The organism is Actinobacillus seminis (genome assembly GCF_002263215.1).
In the GTDB taxonomy this organism is placed as follows: domain Bacteria; phylum Pseudomonadota; class Gammaproteobacteria; order Enterobacterales; family Pasteurellaceae; genus Actinobacillus_B; species Actinobacillus_B seminis.
In genome coordinates this window covers 138751-160169 of the sequence record NZ_NLFK01000001.1, presented here as the reverse complement: position 1 = coordinate 160169, position 21419 = coordinate 138751, and the positions used below count along the sequence as shown (strand labels likewise).

19 protein-coding genes and 3 pseudogenes are annotated in these 21419 nt (G+C 40.3%); 4 read left to right on the top strand and 18 right to left on the bottom strand.

From position 1 onward, the window contains the following. Window positions 1-36: 36 nt before the first annotated feature. The 14 genes and pseudogenes from secD to CFY87_RS00825 all read right to left on the bottom strand — a co-directional run bounded on the left by secD (window position 37) and on the right by CFY87_RS00825 (window position 11874). Window positions 37-1887: a protein translocase subunit SecD gene (secD, locus tag CFY87_RS00890; protein ID WP_094945430.1), complete on the bottom strand. Its 1851-nt coding sequence runs from the start codon at window positions 1885-1887 to the stop codon at window positions 37-39. Window positions 1888-1921: 34 nt separating this feature from the next. Further along, window positions 1922-2224 carry a preprotein translocase subunit YajC gene (yajC, locus tag CFY87_RS00885; protein ID WP_094945429.1) on the bottom strand — a complete coding sequence of 101 codons (303 nt, stop codon included), beginning with the start codon at window positions 2222-2224 and terminating at the stop codon, window positions 1922-1924. A gap of 218 nt (window positions 2225-2442) precedes the next feature. Continuing rightward, window positions 2443-3606 (bottom strand): tRNA guanosine(34) transglycosylase Tgt, encoded by a 1164-nt coding sequence (gene tgt, locus CFY87_RS00880; RefSeq protein ID WP_094945428.1) that lies wholly within the window; start codon window positions 3604-3606, stop codon window positions 2443-2445. A 140-nt stretch (window positions 3607-3746) separates the two neighbouring features. Continuing rightward, a complete protein-coding gene (gene queA, locus CFY87_RS00875; RefSeq protein ID WP_094945427.1) occupies window positions 3747-4838 on the bottom strand; it encodes a tRNA preQ1(34) S-adenosylmethionine ribosyltransferase-isomerase QueA in 1092 nt (363 codons plus the stop codon). 131 nt (window positions 4839-4969) lie between these two features. Further along, window positions 4970-5467 (bottom strand): annotated as a pseudogene (locus CFY87_RS00870) (TRAP transporter large permease subunit); the annotation flags it as partial. A 28-nt stretch (window positions 5468-5495) separates the two neighbouring features. Then, window positions 5496-6147, bottom strand: a pseudogene (locus CFY87_RS00865) (IS1595 family transposase). A gap of 55 nt (window positions 6148-6202) precedes the next feature. After that, the gene (locus tag CFY87_RS00860) at window positions 6203-6922 is read right to left on the bottom strand and encodes a peptidoglycan-binding domain-containing protein (RefSeq protein ID WP_094945426.1); all 720 of its coding nucleotides are present in this window, start codon (window positions 6920-6922) and stop codon (window positions 6203-6205) included. A gap of 98 nt (window positions 6923-7020) precedes the next feature. Continuing rightward, the gene (locus tag CFY87_RS00855) at window positions 7021-7314 is read right to left on the bottom strand and encodes a hypothetical protein (RefSeq protein ID WP_094945425.1); all 294 of its coding nucleotides are present in this window, start codon (window positions 7312-7314) and stop codon (window positions 7021-7023) included. A gap of 31 nt (window positions 7315-7345) precedes the next feature. Further along, complete coding sequence (locus CFY87_RS00850) at window positions 7346-7813, bottom strand: hypothetical protein (RefSeq protein ID WP_094945424.1); 468 nt, start codon at window positions 7811-7813, stop codon at window positions 7346-7348. Beyond that, window positions 7780-8067 (bottom strand): hypothetical protein, encoded by a 288-nt coding sequence (locus CFY87_RS00845; protein WP_094945423.1) that lies wholly within the window; start codon window positions 8065-8067, stop codon window positions 7780-7782. The genes CFY87_RS00850 and CFY87_RS00845 overlap by 34 nt, the downstream gene beginning before the upstream one ends. A gap of 256 nt (window positions 8068-8323) precedes the next feature. Continuing rightward, entirely contained in the window at window positions 8324-9712 is a 1389-nt protein-coding gene (gene trhP, locus CFY87_RS00840) for a prephenate-dependent tRNA uridine(34) hydroxylase TrhP (protein WP_094945422.1), read from the bottom strand. A gap of 215 nt (window positions 9713-9927) precedes the next feature. Beyond that, window positions 9928-10233, bottom strand: coding sequence for a hypothetical protein (locus CFY87_RS00835; protein WP_094945421.1), 306 nt, complete (start codon window positions 10231-10233; stop codon window positions 9928-9930). Then, complete coding sequence (locus tag CFY87_RS00830) at window positions 10230-11252, bottom strand: hypothetical protein (protein WP_143226152.1); 1023 nt, start codon at window positions 11250-11252, stop codon at window positions 10230-10232. Before CFY87_RS00830 ends, CFY87_RS00835 begins: the two co-directional genes overlap by 4 nt. Window positions 11253-11310: 58 nt before the next feature. Beyond that, window positions 11311-11874: a hypothetical protein gene (locus tag CFY87_RS00825; RefSeq protein ID WP_094945419.1), complete on the bottom strand. Its 564-nt coding sequence runs from the start codon at window positions 11872-11874 to the stop codon at window positions 11311-11313. A 380-nt stretch (window positions 11875-12254) separates the two neighbouring features. On the opposite strand from CFY87_RS00825, the gene metF reads away from it, so the two are divergent. The 3 genes from metF to CFY87_RS00810 all read left to right on the top strand — a co-directional run bounded on the left by metF (window position 12255) and on the right by CFY87_RS00810 (window position 14991). Further along, complete coding sequence (metF, locus tag CFY87_RS00820) at window positions 12255-13139, top strand: methylenetetrahydrofolate reductase (RefSeq protein ID WP_094945418.1); 885 nt, start codon at window positions 12255-12257, stop codon at window positions 13137-13139. Window positions 13140-13325: 186 nt separating this feature from the next. Beyond that, window positions 13326-13664, top strand: a complete 339-nt coding sequence (glnK, locus tag CFY87_RS00815) for a P-II family nitrogen regulator (protein WP_094945417.1) — start codon at window positions 13326-13328, stop codon at window positions 13662-13664. A gap of 31 nt (window positions 13665-13695) precedes the next feature. Continuing rightward, window positions 13696-14991 carry an ammonium transporter gene (locus CFY87_RS00810; protein WP_094945416.1) on the top strand — a complete coding sequence of 432 codons (1296 nt, stop codon included), beginning with the start codon at window positions 13696-13698 and terminating at the stop codon, window positions 14989-14991. Window positions 14992-15081: 90 nt separating this feature from the next. On the opposite strand, the gene znuB is transcribed toward CFY87_RS00810, so the two are convergent. Both znuB and znuC read right to left on the bottom strand, forming a co-directional pair. Beyond that, window positions 15082-15864, bottom strand: coding sequence for a zinc ABC transporter permease subunit ZnuB (gene znuB, locus CFY87_RS00805; RefSeq protein ID WP_094945669.1), 783 nt, complete (start codon window positions 15862-15864; stop codon window positions 15082-15084). A gap of 26 nt (window positions 15865-15890) precedes the next feature. Next, a pseudogene (gene znuC, locus CFY87_RS00800) lies at window positions 15891-16678 on the bottom strand (zinc ABC transporter ATP-binding protein ZnuC). A gap of 334 nt (window positions 16679-17012) precedes the next feature. Between znuC and mepM the strand changes: the two are divergent. After that, a complete protein-coding gene (mepM, locus tag CFY87_RS00795) occupies window positions 17013-18578 on the top strand; it encodes a murein DD-endopeptidase MepM (protein ID WP_094945415.1) in 1566 nt (521 codons plus the stop codon). Between the two features lie 128 nt (window positions 18579-18706). On the opposite strand, the gene mdh is transcribed toward mepM, so the two are convergent. Then, a complete protein-coding gene (mdh, locus tag CFY87_RS00790; RefSeq protein WP_094945414.1) occupies window positions 18707-19642 on the bottom strand; it encodes a malate dehydrogenase in 936 nt (311 codons plus the stop codon). A gap of 336 nt (window positions 19643-19978) precedes the next feature. Further along, window positions 19979-21409 (bottom strand): bifunctional D-glycero-beta-D-manno-heptose-7-phosphate kinase/D-glycero-beta-D-manno-heptose 1-phosphate adenylyltransferase HldE, encoded by a 1431-nt coding sequence (hldE, locus tag CFY87_RS00785; protein WP_094945413.1) that lies wholly within the window; start codon window positions 21407-21409, stop codon window positions 19979-19981. Window positions 21410-21419: the final 10 nt, after the last annotated feature.

Below are 21419 nucleotides of genomic sequence, written 5' to 3'. Positions count from 1 at the left end.
GTTTGTATTTAATGCACTCACAATATTGACCTCAGGCTAAATGGATAATTTTTCAACACGCTTACCACCGTAAATCCAGTTGACCAGCATACGTGTACCGGTGATTGCTGTGAACATGGAAATGGCAACCCCTAACGATAGCGTGATCGCGAAGCCTTTGACCGGACCGGTACCAACCGCATATAACACCACGGCGGTCAAAATCGTTGTCAAGTTGGCATCAAAAATACTAGTAAACGCTCCGTTATAACCTTCATTAATCGCCTGCTGTACAGAACGACCGTTACGAATTTCTTCTTTTATCCGCTCAAAGATCAATACGTTAGCATCAACCGACATCCCTACGGAAAGAATAATCCCTGCAATTCCCGGCATGGTTAATGTTGCACCCGGTAATAGTGACATTAATCCGACCAATAAGATCATATTTGCCATTAATGCAATATTGGCGAATAGCCCGAATAATTTGTAATAGATCAACATAAATACGATTACAATACCCAAGCCCCAAAGTCCGGATTGCAAGCCTTGCTCTACGTTTTGGGCGCCCAGTGACGGACCGATAGTGCGTTCTTCAACGATTTGAATTGGCGCAGTTAAGGCACCCGAACGTAATAACATGGAAAGATTTTGTGCTTCCGCCGGGCTATCAATACCGGTAATTTGGAATTGACTACCGAAACGACCTTGGATAGTGGCAACGTTAATGATTTCTTCATGTTTTTCCAAAATCATTTTACCGTTTTCATCTTTTTTGCCACCATCTTTATATTCTACATACAAGGTCGCCATTGGTTTACCCAAATTCATTTTTGTGGTTTGTGACATAATTTCACCACCTTCAGAATCTAAGGTTACGCTAACTTGCGGCATAGCGGTATTTTGATCGACACCGGAAGTCGAATTGGTAATATGATCACCGCCAAGAATAGTGCGTTTATATAGCACCACTGGATTTCCGTTACGATCGTATTTTACTTCGGAATCCGACGGAACCATTCCGCGCGCTGCCGCATCTAAATTGGCATTTTGGTTAACCAAACGGAATTCTAAGGTTGCAGTGGCGCCTAAAATTTCTTTTGCTCGTGCGGTATCCTGAACTCCCGGCAACTCCACTACAATACGCTCTGCACCTTGTCGTTGGATGACCGGTTCAGAAACACCTAATTCAGCAACCCGTTTACGTAAAATAGTCAAGTTTTGTTCAATGGCACGATCACGAGATTCGTTTAATGCCGCTTCGGAAACGCCTAAAGAAAGGGTGTTGTCAGAGACTTTTTTAATATCCAGTGTAGGATGTTGTTGACGTAAATAACGTTCTGCCGCGGAAAGTTGTTCGGCTTTCGCGAGTGTAATCAGTGAGGCGTAATTCTCGCCCACTTTGATCGATGTATATTGGTATTTTTCTTTACGCAGCTCAGTCTTTAAGCCATCAATAAGTTGTTCTTGACGTTTTTGTAATGTGGCATTCATGTCCACTTCCATCAAGAAACGTACCCCGCCGCGTAAGTCCAAGCCCCATTTCATCGGGCTACCGCCAATATCGCTTAACCATTTTGGCGTGGCGGGCGCTAAGTTTAATGCCACCGAATAACCATTACCTAAGGCTTCACTAATTTTATCTTTGGCTAACAGTTGAGTATCGGTATTATTGAAGCGAATAAGAATGGAGCCGTTTTCTAATAGCACGGATTTTGTTGCTAATTGATTTTCATCAAGTAATTTTTGGACATTGCCCAATACACCGGTATTGACCTCCTGTCCGCGAGTTCCCGAAATTTGTACAGCAGGATCCTCACCGTAAATATTTGGAAGAGAGTATAAAAGACCAATGGCGACCACAAAGATCACCATTAGATTCTTCCATAAAGGGTAACGATTTAACATAGATTTCCTGTTCCCTTGAGGAATAAAGTCAAAATTATAGTGATTTTAATGAGCCTTTTGGTAAGACTGCCACAATAAAATCACGTTTGATAGTAATTTCAGTCGTATCATTTAAAGCAAGTACAACATAGTCGCTTTCGCTACCAATTTTGCTGATTTTACCGATAATACCGCCGGAAGTTAACACTTCGGTACCTTTTGCTAATTCAGACATTAATTGTTTATGCGCTTTATTACGTTTCGCTTGAGGGCGATAAATCATAAAGTAGAAAATTAAGCCAAAAATGACGAAAATAATCAACATTGACATAGGACTATTTTGTTGAGGAGCATCCATATAGCGTTATCCTTTTAAGTAAGTTAAAAATAAGTATAAAAAATAAGGTGCTTAAAATACCACAAAATTATGGTAAAGTGAAAACTTCTTTAAGTTTAACCGCACTTTATTTTTAAATCATCACAGTTTGTTTTGTCTAATTCAAAAAGCGGTTTTTCAATTGCAATATCTATATTGGCGCGCTAGCGCTATAATTCTTGCAACTGCACGCATAGCGATTATTCCTGAGGTTCAGTTTCGGTTGTTTCGGATTGTAGCGGCGGAACCGGTTTGCCGATTTTGGCATAAAAGTCCATGACAAATTGCTCAAAACGATCTTCTTCAATGGCTTGGCGAATTTGCGCCATTAAACGTTGATAATAACGTAAATTATGGATCGTATTTAATCTCGCGCCCAAAATTTCACCGCACTTATCCAAATGATAAAGATAAGATTTGGTGTAATGTTTACAGGTATAGCAATCACATTCCGGATCTAATGGCGAAGTATCGTCGCGGTATTTCGCATTACGAATTTTGACAATTCCGTCGCTGACGAATAAATGACCGTTACGTGCGTTACGGGTTGGCATAACGCAGTCAAACATATCAATCCCGCGACGTACGCCTTCCACTAAATCCTCCGGTTTACCGACGCCCATCAAATAGCGCGGTTTATCCGTTGGTAATTGCGGGCAAACATATTCCAAAATGCGGTGCATATCTTCTTTCGGTTCGCCAACCGCCAAACCGCCGACTGCATAACCGTCAAACCCGATTTTGACTAACCCTTCCAGTGAAACTTGGCGCAATTCTTCAAAAACGCCGCCTTGCACAATACCAAATAGGGCATTTTTATTGCCTAATTCATCAAAACGCTGACGACTGCGTTGTGCCCAACGTAAGGACATTTCCATGGATTTTCGGGTGTAATCAAAGGTAGATGGATAAGGTGCGCATTCATCAAAAATCATCACAATATCCGAACCTAAATCATATTGAATTTCCATGGATTTTTCCGGTGAAAGGAAAATACGTTCACCATTAATTGGATTTTGGAATTTGACGCCTTCTTCGGTGATTTTACGTAATTTCCCTAAACTGAACACCTGAAAACCGCCGCTGTCGGTCAAAATCGGACGGTGCCATTGCATAAAATCATGTAAATCGCCATGTTTACGCATTACTTCTTGACCGGGGCGCAACCAAAGATGAAAGGTATTACCAAGTAAAATTTCTGCACCGGTCGCACGAACTTCTTCCGGCGTCATGCCTTTCACCGTGCCATAGGTTCCGACCGGCATAAACGCCGGCGTTTCCACCGTAAATTCGCCCTGTGGACGAGAAAAGGTCATGGTACCGCGCCGCGCCGCGCCATTGGTTTTATGTAATTTAAATTTCATTTTTTTCCTTTTCGAATAAACAGTTCGAAGATATTTTGCCTTATTGAAATACTCAAATCAGGCGACTAAAAGAAAGGCAATCCGACTTTGCTCCCTTTTTGAGGGCAACGCAGGAATGCCGATAGAAAAATTATAGCAAATTATTCCAATTCTTTCACATTCGGATTTTTGCTGATAAACATCGCATCGCCATAACTAAAAAAACGATAGCGATTTTCGACCGCACTTTTATAAGCATTCATGGTATGTTGATAGCCGGCAAAGGCAGAAACTAACATAATCAGCGTACTTTCCGGCAAATGGAAATTGGTAATTAGCGCGTCGGTAACGCGAAATTTTTTACCCGGATAAATAAAAATAGAGGTATCGGAAAAAAACGGGGCAATTAATGTATTTAATTGATTCTCTTCCGCAAAAAGCGCCGCACTTTCAATGGAACGCACCGACGTGGTTCCCACCGCAATCACTCGTTTACCATTGGCTTTCGTCGCTAAAATTGCTTCAACCGCTTCTTGCGGTACTTCCACATATTCAGCGTGCATTTTATGATCTTCAATCCGTTCTACACGCACCGGCTGAAAGGTTCCCGCGCCTACGTGCAAGGTGACAAAGGCAAAACTAACCCCTTTGGCTTTTAATTTTTCCAACAACGGCTGATCAAAATGTAAGCCCGCTGTCGGCGCGGCAACCGCACCCGGAACTTTGTTATAAACCGTTTGATAACGCTCTTTATCCGCTTCTTCGTCAGGACGATCAATATAAGGCGGCAATGGCATATGACCAATTTGTGGCAAAATTTCTAAAAGTGCGGTGTTTTTTTCCGCGATTTCCACTTCAAATAATGCCTCGTGACGAGAAACCATGCGCGCTTTAATGCCTTTTCCTTCACCCAATTTATCTTCGCCCAAGATTAACTCGGCGCCTTCTTTGGGCGATTTTGAGGCTCGAATGTGCGCTAAAAAGCGGTTTTCCGTCAAAATGCGTTCAATCAAGACTTCAATTTTCCCACCGCTAGCCTTGCTCCCAAAAATCCGCGCCGGAATAACGCGGGTATTGTTAAAAATAAGCAAATCGCCTTCGTTGATAAGATCCGCAATATCACTAAAAGTGCGGTGAAATAATTCTCCATTTTGCCCGTTTAATTGCAACAAACGACTGGACGTGCGCTCAACTTTGGGGTAACGGGCAATTAACTCATCAGGTAAATCAAAATAGAAATTAGATAAATGCATAACTTCGTAAAATCGTAATAAAAAATATAAGGGCGTAGTCTAGTCGTAAATGCAGGATTGTACAAGGGGAAATTGTGTAACAAGTATTACCAAGTGAGTAAAATGCAAAACACATTATACTCACTTATTTTTTAACGGAATATATTAGGTATCATCAAGGAGATCGAAGGGAATAATATCATTAATAATATGACGATAAATATGATGCCTAAATAAGGTACAAGGTATTTTAGTGTTTCCTGTAGTTTGACATTAGCAATTCCCATAGTAATGAATAGTACTCCGCCAACAGGAGGCGTTACTTCCGCGTAAACTAATACGACGATCATAATTATAGCAAATTGTATCGGATCTATTCCATATTGATAGGCTACCGGCATTAAAATTGGAGCGACAATAATAGTTGCAGCAATAGTTTCAATAAACATGCCGATAAATAATAGAAATGCAACCAAGAGTAGAAGGATAATGTAAGGATTATCTGTAATACTTGTTAAGAATCCTATAATTAGATCAGGTAGACGAGTAAATGCGATAATCCATGATAAAATAGTTGCTACCGATATAATTAGGGTACACATTGCTGTCATTGCTGCTGCATTTAGTATTGAACGTTTGAATTTTTCAAATGTTAATTCTTGGGGCTGTCCTAGATAACTAGCTTAAGATCCCCTTAACCAATTGTTTTAAAAAGAAAACTTGAGATTTTAAGTCACTGTAATTAAAACGCCATTCGCATTCTTTCAAATACAGCTCAAAATGGGCTTTAGGAATGCCGTTAAATTTACGCAAATGGCGTTTTTGCTTGGCTCCAAAAATTCTCTATCCCGTTAATGTGATTTTGATTTTCGGCGAAGTAAGTACTGTGGTTGATGCGAAAATGATTAAATTCACTCACATCAAGCACATCATAGCTTCGATAAAAATCGGTGTAAACAATGCTGTCCGGTTTCACCTTTTCCCGAATAATCGGCAAAAGTGTGGCAGATTGCGTGTTCGGAATGACAACGGTATAAACCTTGCCGTCACGCTTTAAAAGCCCGAATACAGCAGTTTTACCGGCTGCACCACGACCTCGTTTACCTTTGCGGGTTCCGCCGAAATAGCTTTCGTCCGCTTCAATTTCGCCCTCAAACATTTCCAGATGAGGGCTATGTTGATAGATGAGCAATCGCAAACGGTGAAAGTAATAGGCTGCGGTGCTTTTGTTTACATTTACTAACTCGGCGGCTGTTCGAGCAGTTACACCTGCCACAAACAGTTCTATGAGTTTATGTTGTTTGTACTGACTTAGACGACTTTTTTTCATTGGGTTATCTTAACCTAAATGGGGGGAGTCGTTATCTAGGACAGCCCCATTTTTATTATAAGCTTGGTTTAAAATACTCAAACAATGGATCTAAGGCGATGTCGTTAGCGACTTGGATGCCTTTAGTCGCAAGGTAATTGACTGCGGCGCCGCGGGTTTGTGCGCCAAATTTTCCGTCCACTTTCAGTCTGTAGCCTTGTTCGGTTAAGGTTTGTTGAATAATACGCGTTTTTTCTTCAACGCTGTAAACTACTGCCGGTGGTGTCACGAGCGTTGTTTCGGTGTTGATTTTTGGAATAGTTTGACACCAATTTGCCGAGTTATTGGTTGAACAATACCATGTCGCAAGTTGTTGGATTTGCGGTTGTGGAAATCCATTCCATTTTGGCAAAAAACCATAAGCGGCAACCGCACCATAAATGCCGGCGCCGAGAAAAACGGGCAGGACGATTTTCAGTAAACGTCGAAACGGTTCGCGGTTACGCATTTTTTGCCGATATTCAGCGGGAATTTTGCGTCGCTGCCAGAAGATGATTACGGAACTGATGAACCACGCCAGCGCGGACAAAAGCAATGTGACCAGCAACGTGGTGCCTAATCCAACAAAAATAGAGGAAATTGGATGGGTTTTAAAGGAGGTTTCTAGTGTATGTTCCGTCGTCAACACGGTTGCTAACAAAATGAAAAAGGTAAAAATCTGCCAGGTAATTTGAGAATACACTGGAGAAACTTTATCCATGATTTGGTTGAGATAATGGGTTAATTTGGTCGCCATTATCGGCGAAATAAAGCCTAAACAGATATTTTCTAAGCGTTGCCCTAGGTTTTCATTTTCATGACTTCGATATTGCGCAATCTCACGTATGGTTCTTTCTAAAACCGGCTGATTGGCATAGCGTGTAAAAACGTAAAGGCTTTCTTTTTATCGGTTTTGTTTGTATCCGGCAGGGTTTGTTCTAAAAAAGTGACTTCATCAGCAAAAAGATCATCAAAAATTGCCGGTTTAATAAAAGGGTAGGGCGGGTTAGAAAAAGCGTAGCAAGTATAATTTCTACCTTGTAATTGGAAATGTTGTTCCAATAATGCGACTTCGCCATAATAAATAAAATAGTTAATGTCGTTAATGGTTTCGCTTTTTACTTGATCAAATGCGATTTTTCTTGGCAAAAAATCACGCCGGATTGATTTAATAGATGCTCTAACGGGCTTTTGGCAAAGGTGGTGTTGGTGCTGACTTGATAAGTTGGGTAGGCAAAGGCTTGTACATTGCCGGTAATCGTAAATTTTCCATGACCTTGGCAATCTTTACAGCGTACTTCGCCACGCGTCCGGAGCAGGATGAACAGGTGGTCGCTCTGCTACCGCCGCAAGCGCTACAACTGCGATATTCGGTACGTGTGCCGACAGCTTGCCTTTGGCTGTTGTATTGGTTAACAAAATGCGCTTGTTGACCGGAACCACCACAAGCCCCGCAGCTGTGATTGCCTCTGCCATGACAGCTTGAACAAGTGATTTTGCCGCGCCCTTTACAGCTAAGACAATCTTCCCAAACCGAAAAGGTATCGAAGCGATGAATGCAATAGGGTTTATCTGATTTTTCTAATCCACGTTCTTGGTATTGAGCTAAATTCGCTAAAAATTCTGCACGTAATGTCTGTTCGTGCATGGCAAGTTGCAATAAATGTTGCTGGTGGGAAAATTGTGGAGATCGTGGGAAAAATGGTTTTTTACTTGTTTATCGCTGACTTCGCGAATTTCTTTATATTCGCATTGGAATTGCCAACTTACTGTCGCTGCCACTTGCACATTTTCCGCACGAAATTCGCCACTGCGCAATTCTTTTGCACCGACTTGATTACCATCAATTAAATTGCTTATTTGTAACAACAAATTTTGGGAAAGGTCTTCTGCGCGGATCATAGGCTATTCCTTTAATTTAATGACAAACTTTTAGAAATCCTACCGCACTTTTGTGAAATTAGTAAAGTAAAAGTGATTATTTTTTAAAGGTTTTTTTAATAAATTGAGTGGGGTGAGAAAAAAGAATAAAAAAAGCCCTTTCATCAAGAAAGGGCGAAATATATTTGGAGTCATACTTTTTTAGGGTATGGAGCATATTATACACAAAAAATTTACAGTAGCAACATTTTTTTAACAAAAAATGTTATAAAGTTAATTAAGCCTTTTTTTCATGGGGATTACGTGTATTCGTATTGACCAAATTTCGCATTAATAAAGCATAATCCAAGTTGATATCCTGCGCAACGTTAAGGAAAACAAAATGACCATCACCGAGAGCGGCGTCCACTTCCTCGCCTTTGCGATTGATCATTTGCCGGATTCTAAACAAAATATTACCTTTGGGTGTCATCATCTCCACTTCGTCACCTAATAAAAATTTATTTTTTACCGCGACTTCCGCCATGCCTTGAGCATTGCGTTTACCGGTAAACTCACCGACAAATTGTTGGCGTTCGGAAATGGAATAGCCATAGTCATAATTTTGATATTCATCATGGGTATGACGACGTAAAAAACCTTCGGTGTAGCCGCGGTGTGCCAAACTTTCCAATGTATTCATTAAGCTTTCATCAAATGGCTTACCGGCAGCGGCATCATCAATGGCTTTGCGATATACTTGAGCGGTTCTTGCGCAATAATAGAAAGATTTTGTACGCCCCTCAATTTTTAACGAATGCACACCTAGTTGCGTTAATTTTTCCACGTGTTGCACCGCACGCAGATCTTTGGAATTCATAAAATAGGTGCCATGCTCGTCTTCAAAGGCAGTCATTTGTTCATCCGGTCTTTGCGGTTCGGTATAAAGGAAGACTTTTTCTGTGGTGTTACCTTCCCCTAAAGTCGGCGCCACATTTGTTACTTCAATTTGTTGGTTTGGATCAAATTTCGGCACGATATTCCCTACCTCATCAGTGGTTCCTTCCTGCAACTGATACTCCCAACGACAGGCGTTGGTGCAAGTACCTTGGTTCGGATCGCGTTTGTTGATATAGCCGGATAATAAACAGCGCCCTGAATATGCCATACAAAGTGCGCCATGGACAAAAATTTCAACTTCAATATCCGGCACTTGCCGGCGAATTTCTGCAATTTCTTCTAATGAAAGTTCGCGCGATAAAATCACGCGGGTTAATCCCATTTGTTTCCAAAATTTTACCGTCGCCCAGTTCACCGCGTTGGCTTGTACGGAAAGGTGGATAGCGATATGCGGAAAATGTTCACGTACTAACATAATCAACCCCGGATCGGACATGATTAAAGCATCAGGGTTCATATCCACAACGGGTTGTAAATCTTTGATAAAGGTTTTTAATTTAGAATTATGTGGCGCGATATTTACTACCACATAGAATTTTTTACCTAAAGCATGGGCTTCATCAATACCGATTTTTAAATTGGCATGATTAAATTCGTTGTTGCGCACACGTAAACTATAACGCGGTTGTCCGGCGTAAACTGCATCAGCGCCATAAGCGAACGCATAACGCATATTTTTCAATGAACCTGCCGGCGAGAGAAGTTCGGGTTTAAAAGAAGCGGTCATAAATTGTCTCTTTCTGATTACAAGTCAGGAACCTAACAAGTAGGTTATTTAAAAGGGGGTATTTTAGGCAGATTTTGGAATTTGTAAAGCGGGGAATAAAAGTTCGGTGGATTTTTCGGACTTTTTCTTTGAGATGAGTAAAAAAGAACATAGCCGGTACGAGCCTTTCGCTCGTACCGGTCGTGATAAATAAAAGTGCGGTCGTTTTTTAACTTTTATTGTTTCAACTCCGGTACTGCAGGCATATTTTCGGGAGTAGCTAACATTTTTTGTGGTATTTCATTCGGTGATGCAGCAGGGATTTGGTTTAACGGTTTTCCATTAATTGAAATCTGTTGCTCCGGTTGTTGCTCATATTTAAACGAATAATTACCACCCTCAAGGAGGAAAAATGGGTTATCTACACCATTAATTTCATTTGGTTTGATGTTTAACACGAATTCTTGCCAAAATGGGCTGGATTTTTTATCATTAAGCTCTACTAAGGTTGCAGGGAACGTTACATTAAGCATCGCAGTCATGGCATTAATTTTTCGTTTAAGGCGTCGCTTTCATTATGGATAGATTGACTACGTGCGCTATCTAACGCCGGTAAAGTTAAATTCCCATTGATACTGACATCTTCACCACGGGTGTTTGGGTAAGTATCGATATTGAAATGAAACGTTATATTTTCTGTTTTTAGCGCAACATTTTTAAAAATATCTAAAAGTAATTTATTATAATCTTCGTTGGATAAATTAGTTGAACAATTTAAAGAATAACTTTCGCAAATATAAATGGGAATTAAATAATTGGCTTGCGTCAATTTAAAAGGAAGTTCAGCTTTAATATTATTTAATTGATAAGCTTGATATTCATCAATTAACTTATCCAAGTTTCCGCTGATATTTACCAAATATTCCTGTTCATTTGTTGGTTCCTCTATATAGTTAAGATCGAACCCTTCTATATTAAAGACATGTGGATAAACAAAGGAGTTTATTTTTAACTGCCATTGTGTTTTTTCTTGAAAATTTTGACTGATATTTTTGAGTAACTCTGCTAATTGAGCATGACTTTTTTTCTCTTGGAAAACATTCAGCATAGAATTGAGCTTATATTTTAGCAGTTCTGAATGTTTGCTAATATCAATTTGCATTAGTTTACTACTAAATTCCAGTCCTGAAATAGAAATCGTATCTTCTTTTTTAGCATATTGTTGAGTGATGGAATCCGCAGTGACATTATTTTCTATTTCTGCATTTTGTGGATTTTCAAAGTTTGCTTTCGTGGCAAGGGATACATTGTTTAAATTTAATTTTGCTTGGCCATTAGGCAAGGTGGCGGTTTGTGTTGCAATATCAAATTGTAATTTTTTGCTGTTATAAAATAGATCCAATAATAATTGAAGGGTTTTTTGATAATCAATTTTATCTTTATTCACTGTGTCTAAAATATTACCGAATAATAAATGATTCGGTACGCCAATTTGTGCTAAAGTAAGTCGCAATCCATTAAGCTGTATTTTATCTTGTGGATTATTTTTATTAGAAATCAATAATTTTTCCGTATCTAATTTCGTATTTAAATCATAAGTATCTGTGTAGAACGATTTATTAATTGATAATTTGTTTTCGTAATAACTTCGTATAGCATACATTATAGTCGTGGGAGGCTTTTTTTTTTTTTTTATTTAATTGATAATTTGTTTTATCCAGTTCGATGTGTGTATTGTCACCATTTAATAAATAAATATCCGCATTTGATAATTTGACCTCTAAATCTGATAAATCATATTGATTTTGTCCAATAGGAATTAAGGTTAAATTCGCATTGAGATCTTTGATATTAGAGTTGGTATCGTAATAAAAACCGCTCAAACGACTTTTTATTTCCATAAATTTCGTTTTAGAGGCAAAATTTAAATTAACTTCCAATTCTTGCGGTTTATTGGTGAGATCTCGAAATTGCGTAACAATATCCGATTGTAAATAATCGCCGATAACGGAAAATTTACTGTTAATCACGCTTTTATCAATAGTGACTTGCCATTTTTTATTCAAATCTTTGATTAATTCCGCTGGCAATTCTGATTCAGCAGTAATGGCGAAAGGAAGTGCGGTAAGATTTGTGTGAATAATATTCGTTTTATGTGAAGCGGTATCGCTGATACTGAACATTAATTCACGACTAAAAAAGTTGCTTTTAATTTGAGTGACATTGAGCGTGAGTTGATCGCGCAGGGTGTAAGGAAATTTTTGTAATTCCCGATCAATTTTATAGTTGGTATAAAATTGAGCTCCTACAGCTAAGGCAAGAGCAATGGCGGATAATGTAAATGTTATTTTGTTTTTTGCTCATGATGATCCTCAAAAAACGAAAGTAATTCAGCATAGTATTGCGCGAAAGTATAGCGAATTCAGCAAACCGGCACAAACGTACTTTTTATTTTTCATGAATTATATTCATTTAAATAATTAATTTTTGAAATTGACACATACTCGCTTTAAATTTACTATGGTGGTTAAAATAATGTCAATGGATTTAGGAGTTGAAAGAAATGAGTTATGCAAAGGAAATGGATACCTTAAATCAACATCTTGTTGATTTAAAAGGCGATATTAATGTGTCATTCGAGTTTTTCCCACCAAAAAATGAAAAAATGGAAACGATATTGTGGGAGTCTATCCATCGTTTAAAATCTCTTGAACCTAAATTTGTATCGGTTACTTATGGGGCAAATTCCGGAGAGCGTGGACGTACGCATTGTATTGTCAAACGTATTCAACAAGAAACCGGTATTATTGCCGCGCCGCACTTAACCGGTATTGATGCAACACCGGAGGAATTGCGTGTTATCGCGAAAGATTATTGGGAAAGTGGAATTCGTCGCATTGTGGCACTGCGTGGGGATGAACCGCCGGGCTATGATAAAAAATCGTTTTATGCCTCGGATTTAGTGGAACTGTTGCGTTCTGTGGCGGATTTCGATATTTCTGTCGCTGCTTATCCGGAAGTCCATCCGGAGGCAAAATCGGCGCAGGCGGATTTAATTAATTTGAAACGCAAAATTGACGCAGGCGCAAATCATGTGATCACGCAATTTTTCTTTGATATCAACAGTTATTTGCGTTTTCGTGATCGTTGTGCTTCTATCGGAATTGATGCGGAAATCGTACCGGGGATTTTGCCGGTGACGAATTTTAAACAATTGCTCAAAATGGCGGCATTGACTAATGTTAAGATTCCAAGCTGGCTTGCGAAAATGTATGATGGGTTGGATCAGGATCAAACTACGCGGAATTTAGTGGCGGCTAGCGTGGCGATTGATATGGTGCGCGTGTTATCACGTGAAGGCGTGAATGATTTCCATTTTTATACCTTAAACCGCAGCGAATTGACTTATGCTATTTGCCATATTTTAGGCGTGCGTCCGAATTTGTAAATTAAAAATTCGCTAAAAAACCACCGCACTTTTTTTTTTTTTTTTTAAATTATATAAAATTTAATAGAAAAAGATATTTACCTATATTTTATTTGATGTTATTTTGTTCCCGCAGTGTAGGAAAAAGGCAAAATGCCGATTTTTCTTGATACGGATTAATAACCATAAATTGAATGGGAGGAGCTTATGAAATTAGTGACTGCAATTATCAAACCGTTTCGTTTGGATGATGTGCGTGATGCACTGTCTGACATTGGTATCCAAGGGATTACGGTGACAGAAGTGAAAGGTTTTGGACGCCAAAAAGGGCATACTGAGTTGTATCGTGGTGCCGAGTATATGGTAGATTTTTTACCTAAAGTTCAAGTAGACATTGCGGTGACAGATGATTGTGTGGATGAGGTAGTTGAGGCGATTTGCGACGTGGCAAGAACGGGGAATATTGGTGATGGCAAAATTTTTGTTAAACCAATAGAGCGGATTATCCGTATTCGTACCGGCGAAACGGGCGACGATGCGGTATAAATAGGATATGATTTTACTTGGGAGGCAATGTATGAAAAAGGTGGTATTACTTGGGCTGTCGGGCATTTCGCCTATGGCAATGGCGGATTTATCCGATTGGGTACAACCTATGTCGACGTTAAAAGCGGGCGATACGACATGGGTGATGGTGTCGACGATTTTGGTGTTATTTATGACTATTCCCGGTTTGGCGTTGTTTTATGCGGGAATGGTGCGTAAGAAAAATGTGTTGGCCACAATGATGCAAAGTTTTGCGGTCTGTTGTTTGATTGCGATTTTATGGATGTGTTTTGGTTATAGTTTAGCCTTTACGCCAAACGGTGCCTTTGTCGGCGGTACTGAACGCTTTTTTTTATCCGGTATGAACGTTTTTACGGAAAAAGAAATGTTGACGGTTTATCCGGGCGCAGAGACGATTCCGGAGTCGGTCTTTATGGTATTCCAAATGGCATTTGCCATCATTGCCGGCGCGATTATTACCGGCGCCTTTGCGGAAAGAATGAAATTTTCGGCATTATTATGGTTCGTTGGATTATGGTTTTTATTGATTTACGTGCCTACTGCTCATTGGGTATGGGGCATGGATGGTTGGTTAGCAAGTGATGGCGTATTGGACTATGCCGGCGGTACGGTTATTCATATCAACGCGGGGGTAGCGGGCTTAGTTGCGGCGGTTATGATCGGAAAACGGGTTGGATATGGTCGTGAAGTGATGGCGCCACACAACTTGGTATTAACCTTAATTGGAACCGCAATGTTGTGGATTGGCTGGTTCGGTTTCAATGCGGGTTCCGCTTTGGCAGCTGACGGTCGTGCGGGAATGGCGCTGGCGACCACGCAAATTGCAGCAACCGCAGGCGCTTTGGGGTGGTGTTCGGTGGAAGTATTGTGCAAACATAAACCTTCGGCTTTAGGATTGGCATCAGGCGCTATTGCCGGCTTAGTGGGGATTACCCCGGCAGCAGGATTTGTATCTGTACAAAGCGCGTTAATTATCGGTGTTGCTACCAGTGCGATCTGTTTTGTAACAGCAACTAAAATGAAATATTGGTTGAAATATGATGATACCTTGGATGTTTTCGGTATCCATGGTGTCGGTGGTATTGTCGGTGCGGTATTGACGGGGGTGTTTGTATCTTCTGATATTTCCGGTACGGATACCACCTTGTGGATTCAAATTGAAAGTGTCTTGATTACCATCACATTTAGTGCTGTCGGTAGTTTTGCTTTATTGAAAATTATCGATAAAACCATTGGGTTACGTGTTGCCTACGAGGAAGAACGCCAAGGTTTAGACTTGGTGTTGCATGGTGAGCGAATTGAATAATTAATGAATAATAATAAAAAAGCGGCTCGATTTTGACCGCACTTTGAAGTGCGGTCTTTTTTTCGTTTGTTTGGTAATACTTGAAGCCGATTATTGCGATTTGCGGGTAAGGGATATGATAAACAACAACGCTGAAGCAATCACCACGGACGGACCGGCGGCGGTATCGTAAAAGGCGGATAATAATAGGCCTAACGAAATAGCAGTCATGCTTAATAACACTGCAATGATCACCATGCTTTCCGGCGTTCCGGCAAAGCGTCTGGCAGTGGCGGCGGGGATAATTAATAGCGAGGTGATAATTAAGGCGCCGACAAATTTCATGCTCAAGGCGATTGTTAATGCGGTTAAGATCATTAAGATAAAACGCATTTTGCGGATATTGACGCCTTCTACTTGTGCCAATTCCGAACTGACAGTGGTGGAGAGGAGGGGTTTCCAAAAATATAATAAGGTACTTAAAACGACCACGACACCGGTGCCGATAAAATACAGATCTTGGTACCCAATGGCGAGCAAATCGCCGAATAAATAGCTCATCAAATCAACACGTACATTTTGCAATAAGCCAACGGTGATCACACCAAGGGAGAGGCAGCTATGGGCAATAATGCCAAGCAGCGTATCGGCAGAAAAGGTGGTGTTTTCTTCTAGCCATACCATCATAATTGCCAATAATAAGGTTAGGATTAAAATGGCTACGTAGGGATTGATTTGTAAAAAAATGCCTAGCGCAACGCCGAGTAAGGCGGAATGGGACAGGGTATCGCCGAAATATGCCATTTTGCGCCATACAACGAAAGCACCGAGCGGAGCAGTAATCAAAGAAAGCAAAATACCGGTTAGCCAAGCAGGAAATAAAATATCAAACATAAGTAACTCGCGATTATGGGATTTTATTATTGATGCGAACATTGCCCGGAATGAAATGCCCGATCGCAACAAACATCACCGTGAATATCGTGTTTATGGTTGTGATGATGCGTATAAAAGGCAATATTTTTTGCAAATTGATCGCCAAAAAATTGGATAAATTTCGGATCATTAGAGACTTTTTCCGGCGTACCGGCACAACAAATATGCTGGTTAATGCAAAGCACCTCGTTGGTACTCGCCATGACAATATGCAAATCGTGCGACACCATCAAAATCGCACAATTTAATTTTTTTGGGTTTTATGAATTAATTGGTAAAGTTCAATTTGCCCGTTAATGTCTACCCCTTGCGTTGCCTCATCCAACACCAATAAATTCGGTTTATTTAAAATCGCACGTGCTAAAAGCACGCGTTGCATTTCACCGCCGGAGAGTTTGTGCATTTGGTTTTTGGCTAAATGTGTGATGGAAAACAGTGCGAGTGCCTGTGCAATTTCTTGAGCGGAAATCTCGCGTTTAAGTGCGAGGAATTTTTCCACGGTTAGCGGTAAACTTCGATCCAAATGAATTTTTTGCGGTACATAACCAATGCGAAGGTTTTTGTTATGAATGACTTTGCCGGAGGTTGGTGTCACCAATTTAAGCAACACTTTAAGTAGCGTGGATTTACCGCCGCCGTTAGGACCGACAATGGTCATTACTGAATTGGGGTAAATCGATAAATTAATCTCTTGTAATGCACTTTGTTGTCCAAATTGTACGTTGATATCTTGTAATTCAACGAGAGGTATATTAATTGGGTGGATTTGCATGGTGTTTATAATTTAACCTGAAAGCGATCGACAAAAAGTGGTGTAAAAATAACTTATTTTTTAGCATTTAACAAGTTACATCTTCTATTGTGGCGAGAATTTACACATTTGATATTTTTTTCTGTTTGGGTGGGAATTTTTTGTGATCTTGAGGGTCTCATTAAGATGGAGTTGAAAGAAAATTTTATTCTATTTGGAAACAGATAATTTCCTTTTAGTAAAAGGTTATTTAATAGGTTGCTTTTGCCGGAAAGCGATTAGGATAAAATTTTAAGCAGGAATTATCGTAATGTCGTGGTAATACGCATTCGGTTAAACTTAAGAAGGAAAACAGGTGCAACACGTAAAGTTAGCTCGAGATAGGCGCAAAAGAAAATCGCGTATTAAAGTGATGGTTTTCTTTTTGGCAATATTGTCTATTTTAGTTGGGGGCGTGTTGAGCTTAAAAGATACTGCTGAAACGAATATTGCTACGGTTTCCGAGGACGGAACTCAATATAAATCCTTAAATCAACATGAAAGTGCGGTGCGAAATTTATTTGAATCTACAACCGCTAACACAGCAGCATCCACCAATCAGGAGAGTTCTGCGGCAATGTCGGCGATAACACTAACTGACGATACTGTTGCAAAAAAAGAAAGGGGACAAGGCGATATTACCAATTCTAATCCGAAGATGTCTCCGTCAGGGGAAGAAAAAAATACCTCTTACTATGATGATTTAACTGCAAAGGATGATGAAGTCGATCAGGTTAAGCTTGATGAAGATGGTATGTTACAATTGCCGCAAGATGCACAAGATGCGCTAAATAATTTATTGGATATTGCTGATCAAGCTATTCGTATTAAAGAGCAATTTAGCCACACTGTGGTACGTGGTGATACTTTAAAAGATGTTTTGGAGCAATCTGGGTTAGAAGATAATACCTATGAAAAATTAATCGCAGATTATCCGAAATTAAAAAATCTTAAAGCTGGGCAACAATTTTATTGGATTTTAGATAATGATGGTAATTTAGAATATTTGAACTGGTTAGTGTCGGAGAAAGAGGAGCAGATTTTCGAGCGAGCAAATGGAGGTAAATTTAAGCGTCAGATTTTAGTTAAAGAAAGCGTTTGGAAAAAAGATGTGTTGAAAGGAGAAATCAATCGAACTTTCTCCGATAGCTTAATTAAGCTGGGACTAAACAGTAAGCAAATTTCTCAGCTCACAACAGCGCTTCAGTGGCAAGTGACGCTTAAAAAATTAAAAAAAGGTGATAAATTTGCGATCTGGATTTCGCGAGAATATTTGGGAGGTAAACTAACCGGGCAAGGGAATGTGGAGGCAATTCACATTCGTACGGGAGGGAAAAGTTATTATGCTATTCAAGCAAAAAACGGTCGTTATTATAATCGGCAAGGCGAGACCTTAGGTAAAGGGTTTTCACGTTATCCGATGTTGCGTCAAGCAAGAGTATCATCTCATTTTAATCTTGCTCGACGTCACCCTATCACAGGGCGAATTATGCCACATAAAGGTGTGGACTTTGCGTTGCCAATTGGTTCACCTATTATTGCTCCGGCAGATGGTATTGTTGAAAAAGTCGCTTATCAAGGGAGCGGAGCCGGACGTTATTTAATGCTTCGTCATGGTAGAGAATATCAAACCGTATATATGCATTTAAGCAAAGTATTGGTAAAAGCCGGTCAATCGGTTAAACGAGGCGAACGCATAGCATTATCCGGTAATACCGGTCGTTCTACCGGTCCGCATTTGCACTATGAATTTCATATTAACGGTCGTCCGGTTAATCCGCTTAAGGTGAAATTACCGGGAACTAGTAGCGGAATGTCGAGCGCAGAACGTAAACAATTCTTGGTACGAGCAAAAGAGGCGGAAAAGCAGCTGAAATTCTAAGTCAGTACAAATGGGTGTAAGAGGCATTTTTGTTGGTTATATTTTTACGTCCATTTGGCTTGCATAAAAAGGGCATCATTTGATGCCCAATAAGTTAAGTAACGAATACAACATTCAGACTGTAACAATTAGCCGGTGATAAATTTTTCACCCAATTCAATATCGGCACGTAAAGTTGGTAGCATATCTTCTAAGGCTTTTTGCTCAAATGCGCTTAATTGGTTGATTGGCAGGATTTCTTCCACACCTTCTGTACCTAAACGCACCGGTTGAGAGAAGAAACGCGCATATTGACCGTCACCTTCTACATAAGTACATTCGACAACGGTTTCACCGCTCAATCCTTTCACTAATGAACGAGCAAAACGTGCGGCGGCTTGCGCCATAGAGAGGGTTGCCGATCCGCCGCCCGCTTTCGCTTCAACTACTTCAGTACCCGCGTTTTGGATACGTTTAGTTAATGGCGCAATTTCTTCATCTTTCCATTTTGCATATTGTACTTGAGATAACAATGGCAAAATTGTCACGCCGGAGTGTCCACCGATAACTGGTACGGTCACGCGGGAAACATCCAATCCTTTTAATTCGGATACAAAGGTTTCAGAGCGCAAAATATCTAATGTGGTTACGCCAAAAAGTTTACGTTTGTCATAAACACCGGCTTTTTTCAATACTTCCGCGGCGATTGCAACTGTCGTATTTACAGGGTTAGTGATAATACCGACGCAGGCTTTTGGACAAGTTACCGCGACTTTTTCCACCAAATTACGCACGATCCCCGCATTGATATTAAATAAATCGGAACGATCCATACCCGGTTTACGAGCCACACCGGCAGAAATTAACACCACATTTGCGCCTTGTAATGCAGGTGTTGGATCATCTCCGGCAAATCCTTGTACGTTAACTGCTGTTGGAATATGGCTAACATCAGCGGCAACCCCCGGTGTTACCGGTGCAATATCATAAAGTGATAAGTCCGAACCTGCAGGTAATTGCAATTTTAATAATAACGCTAATGCTTGACCGATACCGCCAGCGGCGCCTAAAACAGCTACTTTCATTTAAATACTCCTTTTATATGTTTATGATTAACATCATTGATTGATCTTGGTTAAATGATATGTTGTTACGTAGGGAATTTCAAATAGATAAATTCAATTGTGAGATCTAATTCAAACTTTTTACTGAAATTTATCAATATTAGGCAAAAAAAAGTGCCTCGGCTGAGGCACTACTCGGAAAGCAAAATATGTTGGCTATTTACCATAGCACTTGTTTTTTGTTGGAGCTAGAATATAAAAAATTCGCCTATAAGGCAAACGGGCATTTATAAAAATGTGATCTAACTCACGGTTTTATTTAATAAATTGTGCATTTATGTGGCATAAGCAACAGTTTTATTGTTCCGTTTCACGAATCCTTTTGATAACATTGCTGGTAGAAAAACCCTCTTCAAAGTTCAAGACTTTTACTTTGCCGCCATTTGCCCATACTTCTTGACTGCCGGCAATATCCTCTGCTTTATAATCTCCGCCTTTTACTAATAAATCCGGTAAAATTTCGCCAATTAAACGTTGCGGCGTATCTTCAGAGAATGCGACCAGCCAATCTACAGAGGATAATCCGGCGAGCACAGCCATTCTGGCATGCAAAGCATTAATCGGACGATTTTCTCCTTTAAGACGTTTGACCGACTCATCACTGTTTACCGCCACAATCAAACGATCGCCCAATTTGCGTGCATGCTCCAAATAAGATACATGACCGGGATGTAAAATATCAAAGCAACCATTAGTCATCACCACTTTTTCACCGCGATCTTTGGCTAATTTGACCGCACTTTTCAGCGCCTCTTCCGTCATAATGCCAAAACCATTCTCGCTGCGCCCATTAATAGCATTTTCCAGCTCAACGGTAGAAACCGTTGAGGTTCCCAATTTACCTACCACAATACCGGCAGCCACATTTGCCAGATAACAGGCTTCTTCAAAGGAACGTCCATCCGCCAAGGCGGTTGCCAGCACACTAATTACCGTATCGCCGGCACCGGTCACATCAAAGACTTCGCGCGCTTCCGTTGGCAAATGAAATGGCGCTTGCCCGGGACGCAATAGCGTCAAGCCTTTTTCCGAACGCGTCACTAAAAGTGCGGTCAATTCTAGTGTAGAAACCAGATTTAGCCCTTTTTCTACAATATCTTCTTCACTATTACAATGCCCGACAACCGCTTCAAACTCCGACATATTTGGGGTTAATAAGGTGGCGCCGCGGTAACGTTCAAAATCGGTACCTTTAGGATCGATAAGAACCGGCACATTCGCTGCGCGTGCGACTTGAATCATTACTTGTACTTGATTTAGCGTACCTTTGCCATAATCGGATAATACTAAAACACCGTAATTTTTGACCGCACTTTTTAATTTTTCCAGCAATTGCTCGGAGGTCACCTGATGAAAATCTTCTTCAAAATCTAAGCGCAATAATTGTTGGTGTCGGGATAAAATGCGCAATTTTGTAATGGTGGGATGGGTTTCCAATTGCACAAAATTGCATTGAATTTTATGTTGTTGCAACAAGTGGCTTAAGGCGCTGCCGGCTTCATCTTTACCGGTTAATCCCAATAATTCCACCGGCACATTCAGGGAGGCAATATTCATTGCTACGTTTGCCGCACCGCCCGCACGTTCTTCATTGCCTTGCACCCGCACTACCGGCACCGGCGCTTCGGGTGAAATTCGGTTAGTAGCGCCAAACCAATAGCGATCAAGCATTACATCACCTAACACTAAGACTTTGGCTTGTTGAAATTGTGCTGAATATTGAGCCATGTTGTTTTAT

What these genes read in the sequence shown, in the direction of transcription:
- CFY87_RS00810 (WP_094945416.1), top strand. Translation starts at nt 13,696, where the DNA reads ATGAAAAAGGTGGTATTACTTGGGCTGTCGGGCATTTCGCCTATGGCA.
- yajC (WP_094945429.1), bottom strand. Translation starts at nt 2,224, where the DNA reads ATGGATGCTCCTCAACAAAATAGTCCTATGTCAATGTTGATTATTTTC.
- secD (WP_094945430.1), bottom strand. Translation starts at nt 1,887, where the DNA reads ATGTTAAATCGTTACCCTTTATGGAAGAATCTAATGGTGATCTTTGTG.
- metF (WP_094945418.1), top strand. Translation starts at nt 12,255, where the DNA reads ATGAGTTATGCAAAGGAAATGGATACCTTAAATCAACATCTTGTTGAT.
- tgt (WP_094945428.1), bottom strand. Translation starts at nt 3,606, where the DNA reads ATGAAATTTAAATTACATAAAACCAATGGCGCGGCGCGGCGCGGTACC.
- znuB (WP_094945669.1), bottom strand. Translation starts at nt 15,864, where the DNA reads ATGTTTGATATTTTATTTCCTGCTTGGCTAACCGGTATTTTGCTTTCT.
- CFY87_RS00835 (WP_094945421.1), bottom strand. Translation starts at nt 10,233, where the DNA reads ATGACTGCGATGCTTAATGTAACGTTCCCTGCAACCTTAGTAGAGCTT.
- hldE (WP_094945413.1), bottom strand. Translation starts at nt 21,409, where the DNA reads ATGGCTCAATATTCAGCACAATTTCAACAAGCCAAAGTCTTAGTGTTA.
- glnK (WP_094945417.1), top strand. Translation starts at nt 13,326, where the DNA reads ATGAAATTAGTGACTGCAATTATCAAACCGTTTCGTTTGGATGATGTG.
- CFY87_RS00860 (WP_094945426.1), bottom strand. Translation starts at nt 6,922, where the DNA reads ATGGCGACCAAATTAACCCATTATCTCAACCAAATCATGGATAAAGTT.
- CFY87_RS00850 (WP_094945424.1), bottom strand. Translation starts at nt 7,813, where the DNA reads ATGCACGAACAGACATTACGTGCAGAATTTTTAGCGAATTTAGCTCAA.
- trhP (WP_094945422.1), bottom strand. Translation starts at nt 9,712, where the DNA reads ATGACCGCTTCTTTTAAACCCGAACTTCTCTCGCCGGCAGGTTCATTG.
- mdh (WP_094945414.1), bottom strand. Translation starts at nt 19,642, where the DNA reads ATGAAAGTAGCTGTTTTAGGCGCCGCTGGCGGTATCGGTCAAGCATTA.
- CFY87_RS00825 (WP_094945419.1), bottom strand. Translation starts at nt 11,874, where the DNA reads ATGTTCAGTATCAGCGATACCGCTTCACATAAAACGAATATTATTCAC.
- CFY87_RS00845 (WP_094945423.1), bottom strand. Translation starts at nt 8,067, where the DNA reads ATGATCCGCGCAGAAGACCTTTCCCAAAATTTGTTGTTACAAATAAGC.
- queA (WP_094945427.1), bottom strand. Translation starts at nt 4,838, where the DNA reads ATGCATTTATCTAATTTCTATTTTGATTTACCTGATGAGTTAATTGCC.